At 59.6% G+C, this 15,101-nt stretch carries 17 protein-coding genes; 10 read left to right on the plus strand and 7 right to left on the minus strand.

Annotated features, from left to right (window positions below):
* The first annotated feature begins 10 nt into the window (after positions 1–10).
* The 6 genes from RUI03_RS00105 to RUI03_RS00130 all read left to right on the plus strand — a co-directional run bounded on the left by RUI03_RS00105 (position 11) and on the right by RUI03_RS00130 (position 5,003).
* Positions 11–487: a low molecular weight protein-tyrosine-phosphatase gene (locus RUI03_RS00105; RefSeq protein ID WP_317288241.1), complete on the plus strand. Its 477-nt coding sequence runs from the start codon at positions 11–13 to the stop codon at positions 485–487.
* Positions 480–1,337 carry an SDR family oxidoreductase gene (locus RUI03_RS00110; RefSeq protein ID WP_317288242.1) on the plus strand — a complete coding sequence of 286 codons (858 nt, stop codon included), beginning with the start codon at positions 480–482 and terminating at the stop codon, positions 1,335–1,337. Before RUI03_RS00105 ends, RUI03_RS00110 begins: the two co-directional genes overlap by 8 nt.
* On the plus strand, positions 1,334–1,930 hold the full coding sequence (locus tag RUI03_RS00115) for a CPBP family intramembrane glutamic endopeptidase (RefSeq protein ID WP_317288243.1): 597 nt from the start codon (positions 1,334–1,336) through the stop codon (positions 1,928–1,930). Before RUI03_RS00110 ends, RUI03_RS00115 begins: the two co-directional genes overlap by 4 nt.
* Before the next feature lie 75 nt (positions 1,931–2,005).
* Positions 2,006–3,406: an adenosylhomocysteinase gene (ahcY, locus tag RUI03_RS00120; RefSeq protein WP_317288244.1), complete on the plus strand. Its 1,401-nt coding sequence runs from the start codon at positions 2,006–2,008 to the stop codon at positions 3,404–3,406.
* A gap of 127 nt (positions 3,407–3,533) precedes the next feature.
* A complete protein-coding gene (locus tag RUI03_RS00125; RefSeq protein ID WP_317288245.1) occupies positions 3,534–4,184 on the plus strand; it encodes a hypothetical protein in 651 nt (216 codons plus the stop codon).
* Positions 4,185–4,328: 144 nt separating this feature from the next.
* Positions 4,329–5,003 (plus strand): hypothetical protein, encoded by a 675-nt coding sequence (locus RUI03_RS00130; RefSeq protein WP_317288246.1) that lies wholly within the window; start codon positions 4,329–4,331, stop codon positions 5,001–5,003.
* Here RUI03_RS00130 and RUI03_RS00135 read toward each other — a convergent pair.
* Genes RUI03_RS00135 through RUI03_RS00150 form a run of 4 tightly spaced genes read right to left on the minus strand, consistent with a single transcriptional unit; the run spans position 4,991 to position 8,023 of the window.
* Positions 4,991–6,229, minus strand: coding sequence for a phage tail sheath C-terminal domain-containing protein (locus tag RUI03_RS00135; protein ID WP_317288247.1), 1,239 nt, complete (start codon positions 6,227–6,229; stop codon positions 4,991–4,993). The two genes, RUI03_RS00130 and RUI03_RS00135, sit on opposite strands and share 13 nt — an antisense overlap.
* A 60-nt stretch (positions 6,230–6,289) precedes the next feature.
* Positions 6,290–6,895 (minus strand): recombination mediator RecR, encoded by a 606-nt coding sequence (gene recR / locus RUI03_RS00140; protein ID WP_317288248.1) that lies wholly within the window; start codon positions 6,893–6,895, stop codon positions 6,290–6,292.
* Between the two features lie 27 nt (positions 6,896–6,922).
* Positions 6,923–7,315, minus strand: a complete 393-nt coding sequence (locus RUI03_RS00145) for a GFA family protein (protein WP_317288249.1) — start codon at positions 7,313–7,315, stop codon at positions 6,923–6,925.
* 30 nt (positions 7,316–7,345) lie between these two features.
* Positions 7,346–8,023, minus strand: a complete 678-nt coding sequence (locus RUI03_RS00150) for an SDR family oxidoreductase (RefSeq protein WP_317288250.1) — start codon at positions 8,021–8,023, stop codon at positions 7,346–7,348.
* 147 nt (positions 8,024–8,170) lie between these two features.
* Here RUI03_RS00150 and RUI03_RS00155 point away from each other — a divergent pair, with 147 nt between their 5' ends.
* Positions 8,171–9,415, plus strand: a complete 1,245-nt coding sequence (locus tag RUI03_RS00155; RefSeq protein WP_317288251.1) for a Xaa-Pro peptidase family protein — start codon at positions 8,171–8,173, stop codon at positions 9,413–9,415.
* Here RUI03_RS00155 and purU read toward each other — a convergent pair whose 3' ends face one another.
* Entirely contained in the window at positions 9,416–10,270 is an 855-nt protein-coding gene (gene purU / locus RUI03_RS00160; RefSeq protein ID WP_317288252.1) for a formyltetrahydrofolate deformylase, read from the minus strand.
* 191 nt (positions 10,271–10,461) lie between these two features.
* On the opposite strand from purU, the gene RUI03_RS00165 reads away from it, so the two are divergent.
* Positions 10,462–10,890, plus strand: a complete 429-nt coding sequence (locus tag RUI03_RS00165; RefSeq protein WP_317288253.1) for an SET domain-containing protein — start codon at positions 10,462–10,464, stop codon at positions 10,888–10,890.
* Between the two features lie 33 nt (positions 10,891–10,923).
* Here RUI03_RS00165 and RUI03_RS00170 read toward each other — a convergent pair whose 3' ends face one another.
* Entirely contained in the window at positions 10,924–11,178 is a 255-nt protein-coding gene (locus tag RUI03_RS00170) for a hypothetical protein (protein ID WP_317288254.1), read from the minus strand.
* A gap of 118 nt (positions 11,179–11,296) precedes the next feature.
* Positions 11,297–12,487: an acetyl-CoA C-acyltransferase gene (locus RUI03_RS00175; protein WP_317288255.1), complete on the minus strand. Its 1,191-nt coding sequence runs from the start codon at positions 12,485–12,487 to the stop codon at positions 11,297–11,299.
* Between the two features lie 340 nt (positions 12,488–12,827).
* Between RUI03_RS00175 and RUI03_RS00180 the strand changes: the two genes are divergently transcribed.
* Together RUI03_RS00180 and RUI03_RS00185 are read left to right on the plus strand one after the other, a co-directional pair.
* Positions 12,828–14,063: a thiamine pyrophosphate-dependent enzyme gene (locus RUI03_RS00180; RefSeq protein WP_410795962.1), complete on the plus strand. Its 1,236-nt coding sequence runs from the start codon at positions 12,828–12,830 to the stop codon at positions 14,061–14,063.
* A 38-nt stretch (positions 14,064–14,101) separates the two neighbouring features.
* Entirely contained in the window at positions 14,102–15,100 is a 999-nt protein-coding gene (locus RUI03_RS00185; RefSeq protein WP_410795963.1) for an alpha-ketoacid dehydrogenase subunit beta, read from the plus strand.
* Position 15,101: the final 1 nt, after the last annotated feature.

Below are 15,101 nucleotides of genomic sequence, written 5' to 3' on the forward strand. Positions count from 1 at the left end.
AGGAACGGGGATGCCCAGAAAAGTCCCTGAAATTCTCTGTGTCTGCCTTGGTAATATCTGCAGATCACCTGCGGCAGAGGGGGTTCTGCGGGATCGTCTGACGGCTGCGACGATTGATGCGGTGATCGACAGCGCTGGAACAGGCGGCTGGCATCGCGGCAATCCGCCCGATCGCCGGATGATCGCTGCAGCCAGGGCGCGCGGTCTCGACCTCACGGGGCAGCGGGCGCGGCAGGTCGATGTGGGCGACTTTTACGTCTTCGATTTCATCCTCGCCATGGACAGCCAGAATTTTGCGGATCTGCAGGATCTGGCCCCGCGGGACGGGACAGCCTCCCTGCACAAATTTCTGGATTTCGCCAATGGCGGTGATGTGCCGGACCCCTATTATGGTGGCGCGGATGGGTTTGAAACTGTTCTCGACCTGCTGGAAGAGGCCAGCGACGGATTCATCCGATATCTGACAGAATGGCAAAGCGGTGCCTAGGCTTCTTGCAATTGGCTTTGGCTATGTGGCGACGGCGCTGCATCAACGGTTGATGCGCGATCAATGGCACGTCACGGCGACGTCCCGGACCCATCATCCCGATGCCGATGGCATCAGCTATGTCCAGTGGGCCTCTCCTGATCCGCTCCCAACCCATCTGTTTGCGGATATTGATGCGGTGGTTGTCTCGGTCAGCCCGGGGGCAGAGGGGTGCCCCGCCGCCCGTGCCATGCCGGATATTTCCCTGGGCGACGTACCCGTCCTCTATCTGTCATCCACCGGCGTCTACGGCGATTTTGACGGTGACTGGGTTGACGAAACATCGCCCTGTGAGCCCGGGACCCAGCGAGGATATCATCGTCTTGATGCTGAAGAGCAATGGCAGGCATTCTGCACGGATCATGGCGGCCGGCTGCATATCTGTCGGCTGGCCGGCATTTACGGCCCTGGTCGCAGCGCCATAGACCGCCTGTTGTCGGGGGATGCGACGCCCAGGATCATCAAGCCAGGGCAGGTGTTTAATCGCATCCATGTGGACGACATCGCTAACGGCCTGGCTGCATTAATCCGTACACCGGAGGCGCCTACCGTCATCAATTTTGCCGATGACGAACCGGCCCCGCCGCAGGATGTGATCGCTTGGGCGAGCACGCTCCTCCATCGACCATTGACGCCCGAAGTGCCGTTTGAGGACGCCGAGCTGTCGGCCATGGCCCGCAGTTTTTATCAGGACAACAAGCGGCTGAAAAATGACCGGTTGAAAACCGTGGCAGGGCCGCTTCTCTACCCGACCTATCGTGAGGGCCTGGCGGCTGTGCTCCGCCAACGCATCGAAAGCGGTGCATCATGAGCGATGAAGACGTCCCGAAAAAGGTTCATCCGGTTCAGGCACTGGCTGTCGCCCTCGTGGGCCAGTTTGCCTTCATCGGCGTAGCGCTCTTCATTCATGATGTGACGGAAGTGGATCTGGTCGGGGCCCTTGGCTTTGTGCCTCTGGATCTTCTGTGGGGACTGCTCGGCGCCACCGCGCTGATCGGGCTGGCCCTCATGCTGCGCCGGGCATTGCCGGGGGTGTCGCGAGATTTGGACAAGCTGATCGATGACATGCTGAATCAGGCAGGTCTGTCCCTGACGCCTCTCACCATTCTCATCCTGAGTGCCGCCGCCGGCTTTGCAGAGGAGCTGTTGTTCCGTGGCGCACTGCAGGGGTGGCTGATGGGGCATTTGCCAGTTGCAGCCGCCATAGCCCTGCCAACGCTGCTCTTTGCGGCGCTGCATCTCTATAGCGTGACCTATATGCTGATTATCCTGCCGGTGGGTCTGGCCCTGGGTCTTCTGTATTGGGCTACGGGCAGTCTGTGGGGCGTGATCATCGCTCACACACTTTATGACGTCTTTGCCTTCAGCTTCGCACGATGGCGCCACAGCCGGGTTGGGAAATGATATAAAGAAAGCTTTATGTCCTTAACCGGCCCTGCTATGCGGTTTTCAATTCAGCTGAAACCGAAGGGGCCCTTCATGAGCCAGGATTACGTCGTCAAGGATATCAATCTCGCCGAATACGGCCGCACTGAAATCGTTATTGCCGAGCACGAAATGCCCGGTCTGATGGCGACGCGGGAAGAATTTGGCGCCAGCCAGCCGTTGAAAGGCGCCCGCATTGCCGGCTCGCTGCACATGACGATCCAGACGGCGGTCCTGATCCAGACGCTTGAAGCGCTGGGTGCAGAAGTCCGCTGGGCCTCGTGCAATATCTACTCGACCCAGGACCATGCCGCTGCAGCCATTGCGGCCAACGGCACACCGGTCTTTGCGGTGAAAGGCGAGAGCCTCGAGGAATACTGGGATTATGCTGACCGCCTTTGGGAATGGCCAAACGGCGAAGTCGCGAACATGATCCTCGACGATGGCGGCGATGCCACCATGTTGATCCTGCTCGGCGCCGACGCGGAAAAAGATCCATCGGTTCTCGATAATCCGGGCAATGAAGAAGAAAAATGCCTCTTCAATGTCATCAAGAAGCGCCTGGCCCGTGATCCGGGTTTCTATTCCAAGGTCAAAGCCTCGATCAAAGGCGTGACCGAAGAAACGACCACCGGCGTTCTGCGTCTGTATCAGCGGGAAAAAGAAGGCACCCTGCCATTCCCTGCCATCAACGTGAATGACAGCGTCACCAAGTCGAAATTCGACAACAAATATGGCTGCCGTGAGTCCTTGGTGGATGGCATCCGTCGCGGTACGGACGTCATGCTGGCAGGCAAGACCGCGCTCGTGGCCGGCTATGGTGATGTGGGCAAGGGCTCAGCCCAGTCCCTGCACGGCGCAGGCGCCCGGGTCATGGTGACGGAGATCGATCCGATCTGCGCGCTGCAGGCCGCCATGGACGGCTTTGAAGTTGTGACGATGGAAGATGGTGCCAAGCGTGCCGACGTTGTTGTCACGGCGACCGGCAACAAGGATGTTCTGACAGCGGATCATATGCGCTCGCTGAAAGACATGGCGATCGTCTGTAACATTGGTCACTTTGACAATGAGATTCAGGTTGAATCACTGCGGAACTACAAGTGGACCAATGTGAAGCCGCAGGTGGATCTCATCGAGATGCCGAACGGCAACCGCATGATCCTGCTGTCCGAAGGTCGCCTCGTGAACCTCGGCAACGCAACGGGTCACCCGTCCTTTGTCATGTCGGCAAGCTTCACCAACCAGACGCTGGCGCAGATCGAACTGTTCAAGAACAATGAAGACGGCAAGTACAAGAACAAGGTCTATGTCCTGCCGAAACATCTGGATGAAAAAGTGGCCGCCCTGCACCTCGACAAGGTCGGCGCGAAACTCACCGAACTGACAGACGCCCAGGCCAAATATATTGGCGTTCATAAAAAAGGTCCGTTCAAGGGCGAAAGCTACCGCTACTAGGACGACGGCATACCCAAAAGAAAAGGCGGCTCTCGGGCCGCCTTTTTTGTTTCTGTGCTAACAAAAAATCCATTTGTCAGTAAATTTTTCTCGTGGGAAATTGCGGCCGTCTAACGGGGGCATTCTCATGACAAATTATCTGAAACCAGCGCTGCTGGCCATTATTGCTGCCAGCAGTTTCGGCGTTGGGCACGCCGCAACTCAATTGTATTTCACCAGCACACCAGGCGCCTATGTTGGCGGTGGCATGACCAAAACTGTCACCTCCGTTGAGGATGGCGGTATCTTCAACGTACTGGCCTATGCCACCTTTGGCGGCGCCTATACGGTCGACTTCCAGAATAATGGATCAGACTATTCGGAGGGTTTCTGGTGGACCGTCGATTTCGCGCCACCCGCAGGCGAGGAATTGGCGGTCGGTCTGTATCTGGGGGCGACGCGCTTTCCTTTCCAGGATCCGGAAGATCCGGGCCTGTGGTTCTATGGCGATGGCCGCGGCTACAATATGAGCGCGGGATATTTCAGTATTCTCGATGTCGCGTTCGGCGAGTTCGGAGAACTGGAGTCGTTGGCTCTTGATTTTCTTCAGTATGGTGAGGGGTCGACCACTGAGTATGAATGGGGCAGCCTGCGCTACAAATCCGACATTGCGCTGACACTCAGCCCGATCCTCAACCCATCTGAGGTACCGCTCCCCTCTGCCGCACTTCTGCTTGGCCCGGTGCTGGCAGGGCTTGGGCTTCGCCGGCATCTGGCCCGGCTTGTCACACTGAAATAGAACTTTGATGCTCGGCGCGCAAAGGCGGCTTCGCGGCCGCCTTTGCCTTGCCCAAATCCTGCTGTCGTCGGGCGGATTTCGTGTCTAAAATGACGATCTCTGACCCCAGATGAACGGGGTCGCCTCCTTCCATCTGGTGTTGTGATGTCCGCATTCCTCTCTGCCGTTGCGCTATTTTTGCAGCCTGTCCCCCATATCGACCCACCACCGGACTTCACGCAGGCCCGTGCGGTTATCGATGGATGGGAGATGGCGTATGTAGCCAAAGCGCCCGACGGCATGGCTGTCTCCCGCACTGGCTGCGGCGAGAAGGAGTATCGTTATACCTGCCGCTATTCCGTTGAGGGCAGCGCATTGACCCTGGCGGTCGCCGTCCCCATCGAAGCGGATGAAATGAGCGTACTCGTCCTGGCCATGAAGCCGGATAAGGACTGGGCGGCGAAAAAGAAGGGCATGCTATCGATTGTTGAGGCCGCGGCCCCAGCCGCCATGTCGGCCATGGGGTGGACCGGAACACCGGCGGCCGACCAGATCGAAGACGGCGTTGACGCCGCTCTTCCGGCGATAGGCGCCGGACTGTCCGCATCGAACCCGCATGTGGACAGGGGCTTCTTCGCCGGTCAATTGACCGGTGATCACCGCGGGCTCATCGCCACGATCTCTCTGCGACTGATGGCTGACGGTCCTCACCTGTATGATCAGGAACTGGCAGATCGTCGGACTACGGACCGGTTGAAACGCGCTTCCGAAGCGCTCGGTCAGAGCCTCGGCGAAATGAAGAATAAAGCCGATCCTGGCGCAGCGCCTCAGGCGGACTGAACGTCGAAGGCCATTCTCAGAATGACGAACTCCGCCGGCCGGGCCGGGGCAAAGCCGATTTCCAGCATCAGCCGTCCGGCCAGCTGGTCTGCCGCTGTCATCGTATTGATGCCGCACGCCACGGTATAGGACTGCCGGGCCGTGGCCCCGGCAAAGGCACCCTGTACGAACAGATTCTGCATGAAGGCTGACACCGCCAAGGTCACGGTGTTCCATAGTGCCTTTTCATTGGGCTCGAACGCCGTCCAGGCCAGCCCCTGGGACAGGGACCGGTGTATATAATGGTGCAGGCGCCGTGTGCTGACATAGCGGTATTCCGCGCTAAGCGCTGACCCGCCCAGCGTCCTGGCGCCCCACAGTACTGGCGCGCCGTCAGTCGCTTTAATCAGTGTATTGATGTTGTAACTGGCAGACAGGATGTCACGTGTCTTCTGGCTGGGAGCCGACGCCAATGACAGGCCGGTCAAATCTGCGCTGAGCCCGGCGGGCGCTTTCCATACGCCGCGCAACCGATCCGTTCGCGCAATAATGCCTGCGGCCGCGCCGCCAGCCCCTGCCACCAAGGCGGGGTCGGCAGGGGAGACGATGCGCGCGCCATACGCGATGGCGTCAACGGATTGTGGGGCCACGTACCGGGCCCAACGGGCAGCCTCCATGATCGTATCCGGCGCATCAAGAATGAGGATAGCCATTTGATCCGTGCACCAATCCGCTGCGGCACGGTAAAGCCCCGTCATCCGGAGCTCACTGTTTTGCAGGATACGGAAGACCGATGGAAAATACAGTATGTCGAAGATCAGGGCATCATCGGCCATCGCTGTCGCCAGACCGGCATCGTAGTCTGGCAGCCCGTCCGGTGTCAGCGGCACATTGATGATGACGGCCGACCGCCCACCCTGATCAAACACCTGCTCCAGATTGAACCGCGCCAGACGCTCGGCCTCGACGGCATCTGCGGCCACTGGCGACAGGGTGTCCGTGCCAAACAGCTCGATCGGCACATGGTCGGGGACGGCGTCACCGAAATGGTCGATGAGCAGGCAGACACCGGTCTTCACGCCTGTAATGCTGCGAACGCCGCTAGGGACTTCCTCGACATATACACCAGGCGCCTTGAACGTTGGCGGTATGCCTCGCGCGTTGGCCGCGTTACCGGCTGTGAGGGCCAGCGGACAGGCGGCGGCCCCGATCAGAAATCGGCGGCGGTCTGATGTGCTGGTAGCCATGGTGTCTCTCCCTTGGGCACAGTCTGGCCCGCAACAGCCCCGCTTGTCGAGCCTGATGCGTTAATAGGGGCGACGGGACTTGATAGCTGCTGCCAGCGTGCCCTCGTCGAGATAGTCAAGCTCGCCGCCAACGGGCACGCCATGGGACAGACGGGACACGGTGATGTTCAGGCCTTCCAAGCGCTCGGCCACGTAATTGGCCGTGGTCTGCCCATCGACGGTGGCGGAAGTCGCCAGGATGATCTCCTGCACATCCGATGCGCTGGCGCGCTGGGCCAGGGAGGCAATATTGAGGTCGTCGGGGCCAATGCCATCGAGGGGCGAAATCACCCCGCCAAGAACGTGATAGCGGCCCTTGTGCGCCCCGGCTCGTTCGAGGGCCCACACATCCGCCACATCCTGCACGACGCAGATCACCCCTTCTTTGCGGCTCTCATCGGCGCAGATCGCACAGGGGTTCTGGCTGTCCCAATTGCCGCACAGAACGCACGCCACCACTTTTTCCGCCGCGTCGTCCAGTGCTTCGGCAAGGGGACGCATCAGCACCTCCCGCTTTTTCAGCAGATAGAGGGCGGCACGTTTGGCGGAGCGGGGGCCAAGGCCAGGCATCTTCGCCAGCAGGCTGATGAGATGGTCCAGCTCGGGCCCGGCGGGCGACTTGGCCATGAACGGATGATCCTCGTTGCGCCGGGCTTACTGACTGTCTTCGAGATATTGCGGGACGTCGTCGGCGATGTCGTAATAATCACCCTTGTACGCGGTGTAGATGTGCTCATCCAGCCCCAGACCGGTCGTGCTATCGAGAAGGCCGAGCGACACTGCGACACGGTCACTGTCCATTCGGCGCCAGAAGAGAGAGCTGCCGCAAAGGAGGCAGAAGCCGCGCTCGATCGGCCGGTCTTTCTCCTCGTACCAGGCAATGCTGGCCTCGCCATGATCAATGATCAGGTCATCCTGCGCGACATTGAACGACGCCCAATGGTGACCCGTCCACTTGCGGCAGAGCGAACAGTGACAGGCAGAGGTGCTGTGGACCTCGCCCTTCAGATGAAAGCGGACGTCACCGCACAGACAGCTACCCTTCATGATCCATGATCCTCGATGTTGCGGGCGCTTCTACCAAGGAATGGTCTGGCCATCGAAGGCCAGGAAATGGGCCTTGTCGGCGGGCTTGAGGCCGTCGATCACCTGGCGCAGCCCGGTGGCGCTTTCCTCGACGGTGATCAGTGCGGAAGGACCACCCATGTCGGTCTGAACCCAGCCCGGGTGCAGCACGCCAACGGCGATGCCGCGTGATTTGAGATCACCGGCCGCGGCAACCATGGCCATGTTGAGGGCGGCTTTGGAGGTTCTGTAGGCCGTCACACCGCCGCTGGCATCACCGATCGAACCCATTTTGGAGGTGATGGCGACCAGTTTTTTCTGTTCGCCGCGTTCGAGGTGCGGGGTGAATGCTTCGCAGGTTTTCACGCTCCCAAACAGGTTCACCTGCATCACGTCTTCCCAGTCGTCATAATCAATGGAGCCATAGCTCTGGCCTGACCGGTCCCCCATCACCCCCGCACAGGCGATCACCACGTCGAATGGCTCGTCCAGGTCCCGGGCCAGGGCGGCCAGATGGTCCCGGTTTGTCACGTCCAGCTCATACACATCGACGTCATCGATCGCGTTCAGCTCATCTGCCTTTTCAGGCTGACGACAGGTGGCAACGACTTTCCATCCGTCTGCGGCGTATTGGCGGGTCAGCTCGAGGCCAATGCCGCGATTGGCGCCGGTGATGAAGACTGATGGCATGGGGGGCTCCCTTCTGGAAAACTCTGACACGACATGGGTCGCGCCGGCAGGGGAGGCAAGGCTTTGGCTGTCCTCGACTGCAACCAGCGGCATTTGCGATGGCTGAGCAAGCTCACTAGGATCGATCCAGCAATGAAAGGCCCGACCATGCTGACCAAGCGCGACTTTCTCCTGACGACTGGTGCGGGCGTCACTGCGCTCGGGCTGCGGCCAGCCTTGGCCAAGGCCTCTTCGGACGTCGTGGACATGTCGACGAGCGTTGAACCGATCAGCACAGCTGAGCGCGCGGCGCGGGTCGAAAAAGCCCAGACCCTGATGCAGCAGAAGGGCATCGCTGCCATCGTGCTCGAGCCGGGTCCCAGCATGCTTTATTTTACGGCCATGCGGTGGTGGCGATCGGAACGCCTGACGGCAGTCATCATTCCGGCACAGGGCACTGTCGGTGTGGTCACGCCGCATTTCGAAGAGCCAAGTGTCCGCGAGAGCCTGGATTTTGAGCCCGACGTGCGCGTCTGGAACGAGCATGAAAGTCCGTTCCAGCGGGTCGCGGAGTTCCTCGACGATTGCGGAATCCCCGGGCCCGTGGGGCTTGAGCGGACGGTCCGCTATTTTGTCGCTGACGGGCTGAAATCTGCCCTGCCGAACCGGGAGATCGTGCCGGCGAGTCCAATTGTGAATGGCTGCCGTCTGTACAAGTCCGATCATGAAATCGCGATCATGCAGGTGGCCAACAACATCACCATGGCAGCCTATACTGAGGTCTTTTCAAAGATCGAAACCGGCATGACGCCGCAAACCATCAGCCAGATGATGAATGAGGCGACGATCGCGCGCGGCGGCAAGCCGTCTTTCAGTATGGCGCTTCTGAACGAGGCGAGTGCCTATCCTCACGGCTCTGACCAGCCCCAGACGGTGAAGGAAGGAGGAATTATTCTGATGGATTGCGGGTGTTCCGTGCACGGCTATGAATCCGATATCTCCCGCACCTGGGTGCATGGCGAGCCGACGAAGAAGCAGAAGCGTGTCTGGGCCCTTGTGCGATCAGGGCAGGAGCTGGCGCTGGAGAAAGCCCAGATTGGCACCCCTGCCGGGCAGATCGACGATGCGGTGCGCGGACTTTACACCCGATACGGGTTTGGGCCGGACTATCAACTGCCGGGTCTTTCCCACCGCCTCGGGCATGGCATCGGCATGGAGGGGCATGAACCGGTCAATTTCGTGCGCGGAGAGATGACCCCGCTGGCGCGCGGCATGTGCCTGTCCAATGAGCCGGGGATCTACATCCCGGGTGAATTCGGTGTCCGGCTTGAGGATTGCCTCTATATGACTGAGGACGGCCCGAAACTGTTCTCTGGCCTGTCCAAATCAATCTCTGACCCGATGTCGGTCTGATTATCTGAAGACCACGGTCTTGATGCCGTTCAGCAGAATCCGTCTCTGCACGTAGAATTTCACTGCGCGGGCGAGTGTCTGGCGTTCGGTATCCCGGCCCACTTCAACGAGCTGGTCCGGGGTCATGGCGTGGTCTACCCGCGCGACCTCCTGCTCGATGATCGGTCCCTCATCAAGGTCGGCGGTCACGAAATGCGCGGTGGCGCCGATCAGTTTCACGCCGCGCTCAAAGGCGCGGTGATAGGGGCGGGCGCCCTTGAAACTGGGCAGGAAGGAGTGGTGAATATTGATGATCCGCCCTTCAAAATCACGGCAGAAATCAGCACTCAATACCTGCATATACCGTGCAAGGACGATGAGCTCGACATCTTCATCCTGCATCAGCTGGCGCAGGGCCGCCTCCTGCTTGGTCTTGGTTTCCGGCGTCACGGGCAGGTGGTGAAATTTGACGCCGTAATGCTCTGCGATGCGCTCGCCGTCGAGGTGGTTGGAAACGACACCGCGCACATCGGCATTGATCTCGCCACGTTCGATCCGGTGCAAGAGGTCCACAAGGCAGTGATCGGATTTCGATGCCATGATCAGCATGCGCACGGGTTGCGACGCGTCGTGCAGGTGCCAGTTGAGTTCCAGCCGCCGGGCGATCGGGGCAAAGCCTGCCCTCAGTTCATCCAGTGTTGCATTGTCCTCACGGTCAAAATTGACGCGCATGAAGAAGAGGCCAGTGGTCAGGTCGTCAAATTGTGCCGACTGCAGAATATTGCAGCCCGTCTCCGTCAGAAAAGAAGATACGGTTGCAACAATGCCGCGCTTGTCCGGGCAGGACAGGGTCAAGATCGGGTGGCCGTTTCCCATGGCTCTCTCTTCGCATGATACTGCTCCGCTCTATTGCAAGATCATGGCCAAGGCCAGCGGCCTGTCCGGCCGCATGATTTTGATTGCGTTTGCAGATGGATGCGCTCTTATGCGGGTGGGCGTGCCGTGACGCCCGTTGTCGAATTCTACGCATTTTTCAGGGGCACGGCGCCCATTGGAGTTGATCGGCCATGATGCTGATCCCTGCCTATCTTGCTCCGTCTTCCATCGAGGGTCTTGGTGTCTTTTCGCGCACTGATATCGTCAAAGGCCAGTGTGTCTATGCGTTCGATGAACGGTTCGATCGCCTGATTCCGGCGGCGGACATTGACTCCGCAGAAGGTCCGGCCAAGCTGTTCTTTGAACGCTACACATACGCCCTGCCGGACTATCCAGGATACTTCGTCCTCGACGCCGATGAGGCGCGGTTCATGAATCACGCGGACAGGCCCAATTGCGATTTTGCCAATCACCATGCCGCGATTGCGTTGGAAGACATCCCCGCGGGGACGGAGCTGACGTGCGACTATCGCGCAATTGGCCAGGTGGAGGTCTATTTTCAGGGGCCGCGCCACGGGGTCGGCGCGATCGTCGAAGAGCGGTACCTCAACGCAAAATGATCGCCCGCCGCGAATGGCGCCGGGCGACAGGGTTTAGCTCAGCGGACGCCGCCGCTGGCTGACACTCAGCATGGCAACGGCACTCAGGACAAGCGCAGCCGGACCAAGGGGGAAATCCCCTTTGCGCGGTGCCGACCCGGTGAAGGCCGTCGTCCTTGTTGAGCTGTCCGCGGCAACGGTCGCAGAGGGTGTCGTGGCATCGTCAGCCGATGCCGCAGATAAAGGCGTTGATAGCGCTAACAGGGCGCCGATCGAACCAAAAGATATAAGCAGTTTTCTAAAAGTCATGATGGATCCCCTAATCCTGAGACCGAATATACTGCACTGCACCATTTCGGCAAGGCGCTCGGCGCGAAAAATTGAGTTTGGGCTGCATTTTCCGGTGGATAGCGGTCATCAGCGGCGATTAAATCTTACGGCTGAGGCTGATCGCCGTGGCCTCGCCGCCGCCAATGCAGATTGAGGCGACCCCCGTTTCCAGATCACGTTGATGCAAGGCATTGATAAGTGTCACCAATATCCGTGCGCCACTGGCGCCGATAGGGTGTCCAAGAGCACAGGCGCCGCCATTCACGTTCACTTTCTCGTGGGGCAGATCCATGGCCTTCATGGCAGCCATGGGCACAACAGCGAAGGCCTCGTTGATCTCGAAAAGATCAATATGCGCCTTGTCGAGAGACGTTTCGGCCAATAATTTTTGCATGGCGCCAATAGGGGCTGTGGTGAACCAGGCGGGATCTTGCGCAAACGAGGTCATGCCGGTCAGTTTCGCCATCGGCGTCAGCCCGCGTGCTTCCGCCTCGCTCAGCCGCATCATGACCAGTGCTGCGGCGCCATCCGAGATGGACGAGGCATTCGCGGCGGTCACGGTGCCGTCTTTCTTGAAGGCGGGGCGCAGAGAGGGGATCTTTTCAGGGCGTGCCTTGAAGGGCTGCTCATCCTTGGTCAGAACGACGTTACCGGACTTAAGGTCAATGGAAACAGGGACAATTTCGCTGTCGAACTGACTATTCACAGCCGCCATCGCCCGATTGAGGCTTTCAACGGCGTATTCGTCCTGCAGCTCGCGAGAGAAATTGAACTCCGCCGCGCAGAGCTCTGCGAAATTGCCCATCAGACCGCCCTGATAGGCATCCTCCAGACCGTCGAGAAAGATATGGTCGATCAGCTGGCCATGACCGAGGCGATATCCCTCGCGCGCTTTGGGCAGCAGATAGGGAGCGTTCGTCATGCTCTCCATGCCCCCCGCAACGCCAATCCTGACCGTGCCGGCAAGCAGCGCCTGCGCTGTCAGCATGACGGTCTTCATGCCTGACCCGCACATCTTGTTGACGGTGGTGCAGGGCACGGATGGCGGCAGCTTTGCCTTGATCGCCGCCTGACGCGCCGGGGCCTGACCCTGTCCCGCTGGCAGGACGCAGCCCATCATCACTTCGTCGACGGACGCGTTATCGATCTGCGCCTGACGGATGGCACCGTGAATGGCTTTTGCGCCGAGGTCCGACGCGCTCAGTTCGGACAATTCACCCTGAAAGGCGCCCATGGGCGTCCGGCTCATACCGACAATGACGATCGGATCTTCGGTTGGCAACAGCATGGCGGAACTCCCTTTGGCGCGTCCCTGCGGATATTCGCCGGACGGACGGTCCGTACAATGCGCACCGTTCATATGCGTGCGGACTTAGGCCGGGTGTGCTGATTTGCCAAACGGCATGGGCGGCAAAAAATCTGTAGAAGCTGTGTCAATATGAGGCAGATCGCAGAAGACTGCGTTGCAAAGCACTTTTCCGCTCATCATGGCGCGGGTTCCGGGCATGTTCGGTCAAAAGTGGGGTGAACTTCGCCGCCTCCATCTGATGACCGAAGGCGTCCGTTGCGCCATGTTATCGTCAAAACGCCACGATTGGGAGACACTCTCGATGGACGGTCATACGCCTATGGAAACGCCCTATGCTCCGCTGAAGCTCACCGTGCCCGAACCGGCACGGCGCCCAGGGGATGAATCCGATTTCTCCTATCTCGACACCGGCAAGGCCGGCGAGGTGGGCAAGCCCGCGCTCGATGTCGACGCCCGCTCCACCTATTCGGATGCCGCCCGCCTGATCCGGGTACTGGATGAGGATGGTGTCGCTCATGGTCCATGGGCTGAGGGTCTTGACGAAGCCGCGCTGACCCGGGGCTTGCGGGCCATGGTTCGCACCCGCGCTTTTGATGCACGAATGGTCAAGGCACAGCGCCAGGGCAAGACCAGCTTTTATGTTCAGTGCCTGGGAGAAGAGGCGATTGCGGTCGGCCAGCAGCTGGCATTGCGGTCCGGTGATATGAGTTTTCCAACCTATCGCCAGCAGGGCTTGCTGATGGCGCAGGACTATCCTGTCCGTGACCTGATGAACCAGATCTACTCCAATGAGGAAGATCCGCTGAAAGGTCGCCAGTTGCCCATCCTGTACTCCGCCCGCGACTATGGGTTCTTCACCCTGTCCGGCAATCTGGCCACCCAATGGCCTCAGGCTGTGGGCTGGGCCATGGCCTCCGCTATCAAGGGCGACACCAAGATCGCGACCGCATGGATCGGGGATGGCGCGACCGCCGAGGGCGATTTCCACTCCGGCATGATCTTCGCGTCGGTGTACAAACCGCCGGTTATCCTGAATGTCGTCAACAATCAGTGGGCGATCAGTTCGTTCACCGGAATCGCAGGCGGCCTTGCCGCGACCTTTGCCGAAAAATCGATTGGCTATGGTGTCCCCGCGCTGCGGGTGGACGGGAATGACTTCCTCGCCGTTCTTGCCGTGTCGCGATTTGCGGCGGAGCGCACCCGCCGGGGCTATGGCCCGCTGCTGATCGAATGGGTGACCTACCGGAAGGGCGCGCACTCAACCTCTGATGATCCGTCCCAGTACAGACCAAAGGATGAGGGTGAGAAGTGGCCATTAGGCGACCCGATTGATCGTCTTAAAGATCATATGCTCAAGCAGAATATGCTGACCGAGCGGGACTATGAAGCCATGGTCAAGGACGCCGAAGACGAGATGCGGACCGCTGAAGCTGAGGCCGAAGCTATCGGTCTTGTCAGCGAAGGCAATGGCGCCAGCGCAAAATACCTGTTTGAGGATATTTACGCGGACATGCCCGGACGCCTGAAGGAACAGCGCCAGAAGGCGGGGTACTGATCATGTCGGAAACATTGAGCAACACACGCAATATCAGCATGATCGACGCCCTGCGCGAAGCGCATGATGTCATGCTGCAGCGGGATGAAGACGTCATCGTTTTCGGTGAGGATGTGGGTTATTTTGGCGGCGTCTTTCGCGTGACCCATGGCCTGCAGAAGAAGTTCGGGTCGCAGCGCGTATTCGATGCCCCGATCAATGAGGGCGGCATCGTTGGCGCGGCCATTGGCATGGCGGCCTATGGCCTGAAACCTTGCGTGGAAATTCAGTTTGCCGACTATATCTTCCCCGCCTATGACCAGATCACGCAGGAGATGGCGCGCATCCGGTATCGGTCAAATCACCAGTTCTCCTGTCCGGTGGTCATCCGTACCCCAACTGGCGGCGGCATTTTTGGCGGCCAGACCCATAGTCAGAGCCCGGAAGCCTGTTTCACCCATGTCTCGGGTGTGAAAGTGGTCATGCCGTCGACCCCTTATGATGCTAAGGGCATGCTGATTTCGGCGATTGAAGATCCGGACCCGGTCATCTTTTTTGAGCCCAAACGGCTTTATAATGGCCCGTTCGACGGGCATCATGACAAGCCGGTCAAGCCGTGGTCGAAGCACCCTGACGGACATGTGCCGGAAGGCTATTATACCGTGCCACTTGGAAAGGCGGATGTTCGCCGTGAAGGCAGCGACGTGACCGTCATCGCCTATGGCACCATGGTCTATGTGGCGCTGGCCGCAGCGGAAGAAGCCGGTATCGATGCTGAAGTGATAGACCTGCGCAGCCTCATCCCGCTCGATCTCGAAACGCTGGTGGAGAGCGTTCAGAAGACCGGCCGCTGCGTCATCATCCATGAAGCCACCCAGACAGGCGGCTTTGCCGGTGAGTTGATGGCACTGATTCAGGAACGCGCGCTCTATCATCTGGAAGCGCCGATGGTTCGGGTGTGCGGCTGGGATACACCATATCCCCACGCTCAGGAATGGGCTTACCTTCCGGGCCCGGATCGTGTCGTCCGGGCGCTCCGTGAAGTGATGGAGGCCTGAG

Source organism: Parvularcula sp. LCG005 (genome assembly GCF_032930845.1).
In the GTDB taxonomy this organism is placed as follows: domain Bacteria; phylum Pseudomonadota; class Alphaproteobacteria; order Caulobacterales; family Parvularculaceae; genus Parvularcula.

What these genes read in the sequence shown, in the direction of transcription:
- RUI03_RS00105 (WP_317288241.1), top strand. Translation starts at nt 11, where the DNA reads ATGCCCAGAAAAGTCCCTGAAATTCTCTGTGTCTGCCTTGGTAATATC.
- RUI03_RS00115 (WP_317288243.1), top strand. Translation starts at nt 1,334, where the DNA reads ATGAGCGATGAAGACGTCCCGAAAAAGGTTCATCCGGTTCAGGCACTG.
- ahcY (WP_317288244.1), top strand. Translation starts at nt 2,006, where the DNA reads ATGAGCCAGGATTACGTCGTCAAGGATATCAATCTCGCCGAATACGGC.
- RUI03_RS00125 (WP_317288245.1), top strand. Translation starts at nt 3,534, where the DNA reads ATGACAAATTATCTGAAACCAGCGCTGCTGGCCATTATTGCTGCCAGC.
- RUI03_RS00130 (WP_317288246.1), top strand. Translation starts at nt 4,329, where the DNA reads ATGTCCGCATTCCTCTCTGCCGTTGCGCTATTTTTGCAGCCTGTCCCC.
- RUI03_RS00135 (WP_317288247.1), bottom strand. Translation starts at nt 6,229, where the DNA reads ATGGCTACCAGCACATCAGACCGCCGCCGATTTCTGATCGGGGCCGCC.
- recR (WP_317288248.1), bottom strand. Translation starts at nt 6,895, where the DNA reads ATGGCCAAGTCGCCCGCCGGGCCCGAGCTGGACCATCTCATCAGCCTG.
- RUI03_RS00145 (WP_317288249.1), bottom strand. Translation starts at nt 7,315, where the DNA reads ATGAAGGGTAGCTGTCTGTGCGGTGACGTCCGCTTTCATCTGAAGGGC.
- RUI03_RS00150 (WP_317288250.1), bottom strand. Translation starts at nt 8,023, where the DNA reads ATGCCATCAGTCTTCATCACCGGCGCCAATCGCGGCATTGGCCTCGAG.
- RUI03_RS00155 (WP_317288251.1), top strand. Translation starts at nt 8,171, where the DNA reads ATGCTGACCAAGCGCGACTTTCTCCTGACGACTGGTGCGGGCGTCACT.
- purU (WP_317288252.1), bottom strand. Translation starts at nt 10,270, where the DNA reads ATGGGAAACGGCCACCCGATCTTGACCCTGTCCTGCCCGGACAAGCGC.
- RUI03_RS00165 (WP_317288253.1), top strand. Translation starts at nt 10,462, where the DNA reads ATGATGCTGATCCCTGCCTATCTTGCTCCGTCTTCCATCGAGGGTCTT.
- RUI03_RS00170 (WP_317288254.1), bottom strand. Translation starts at nt 11,178, where the DNA reads ATGACTTTTAGAAAACTGCTTATATCTTTTGGTTCGATCGGCGCCCTG.
- RUI03_RS00175 (WP_317288255.1), bottom strand. Translation starts at nt 12,487, where the DNA reads ATGCTGTTGCCAACCGAAGATCCGATCGTCATTGTCGGTATGAGCCGG.
- RUI03_RS00180 (WP_410795962.1), top strand. Translation starts at nt 12,828, where the DNA reads ATGGAAACGCCCTATGCTCCGCTGAAGCTCACCGTGCCCGAACCGGCA.
- RUI03_RS00185 (WP_410795963.1), top strand. Translation starts at nt 14,102, where the DNA reads ATGATCGACGCCCTGCGCGAAGCGCATGATGTCATGCTGCAGCGGGAT.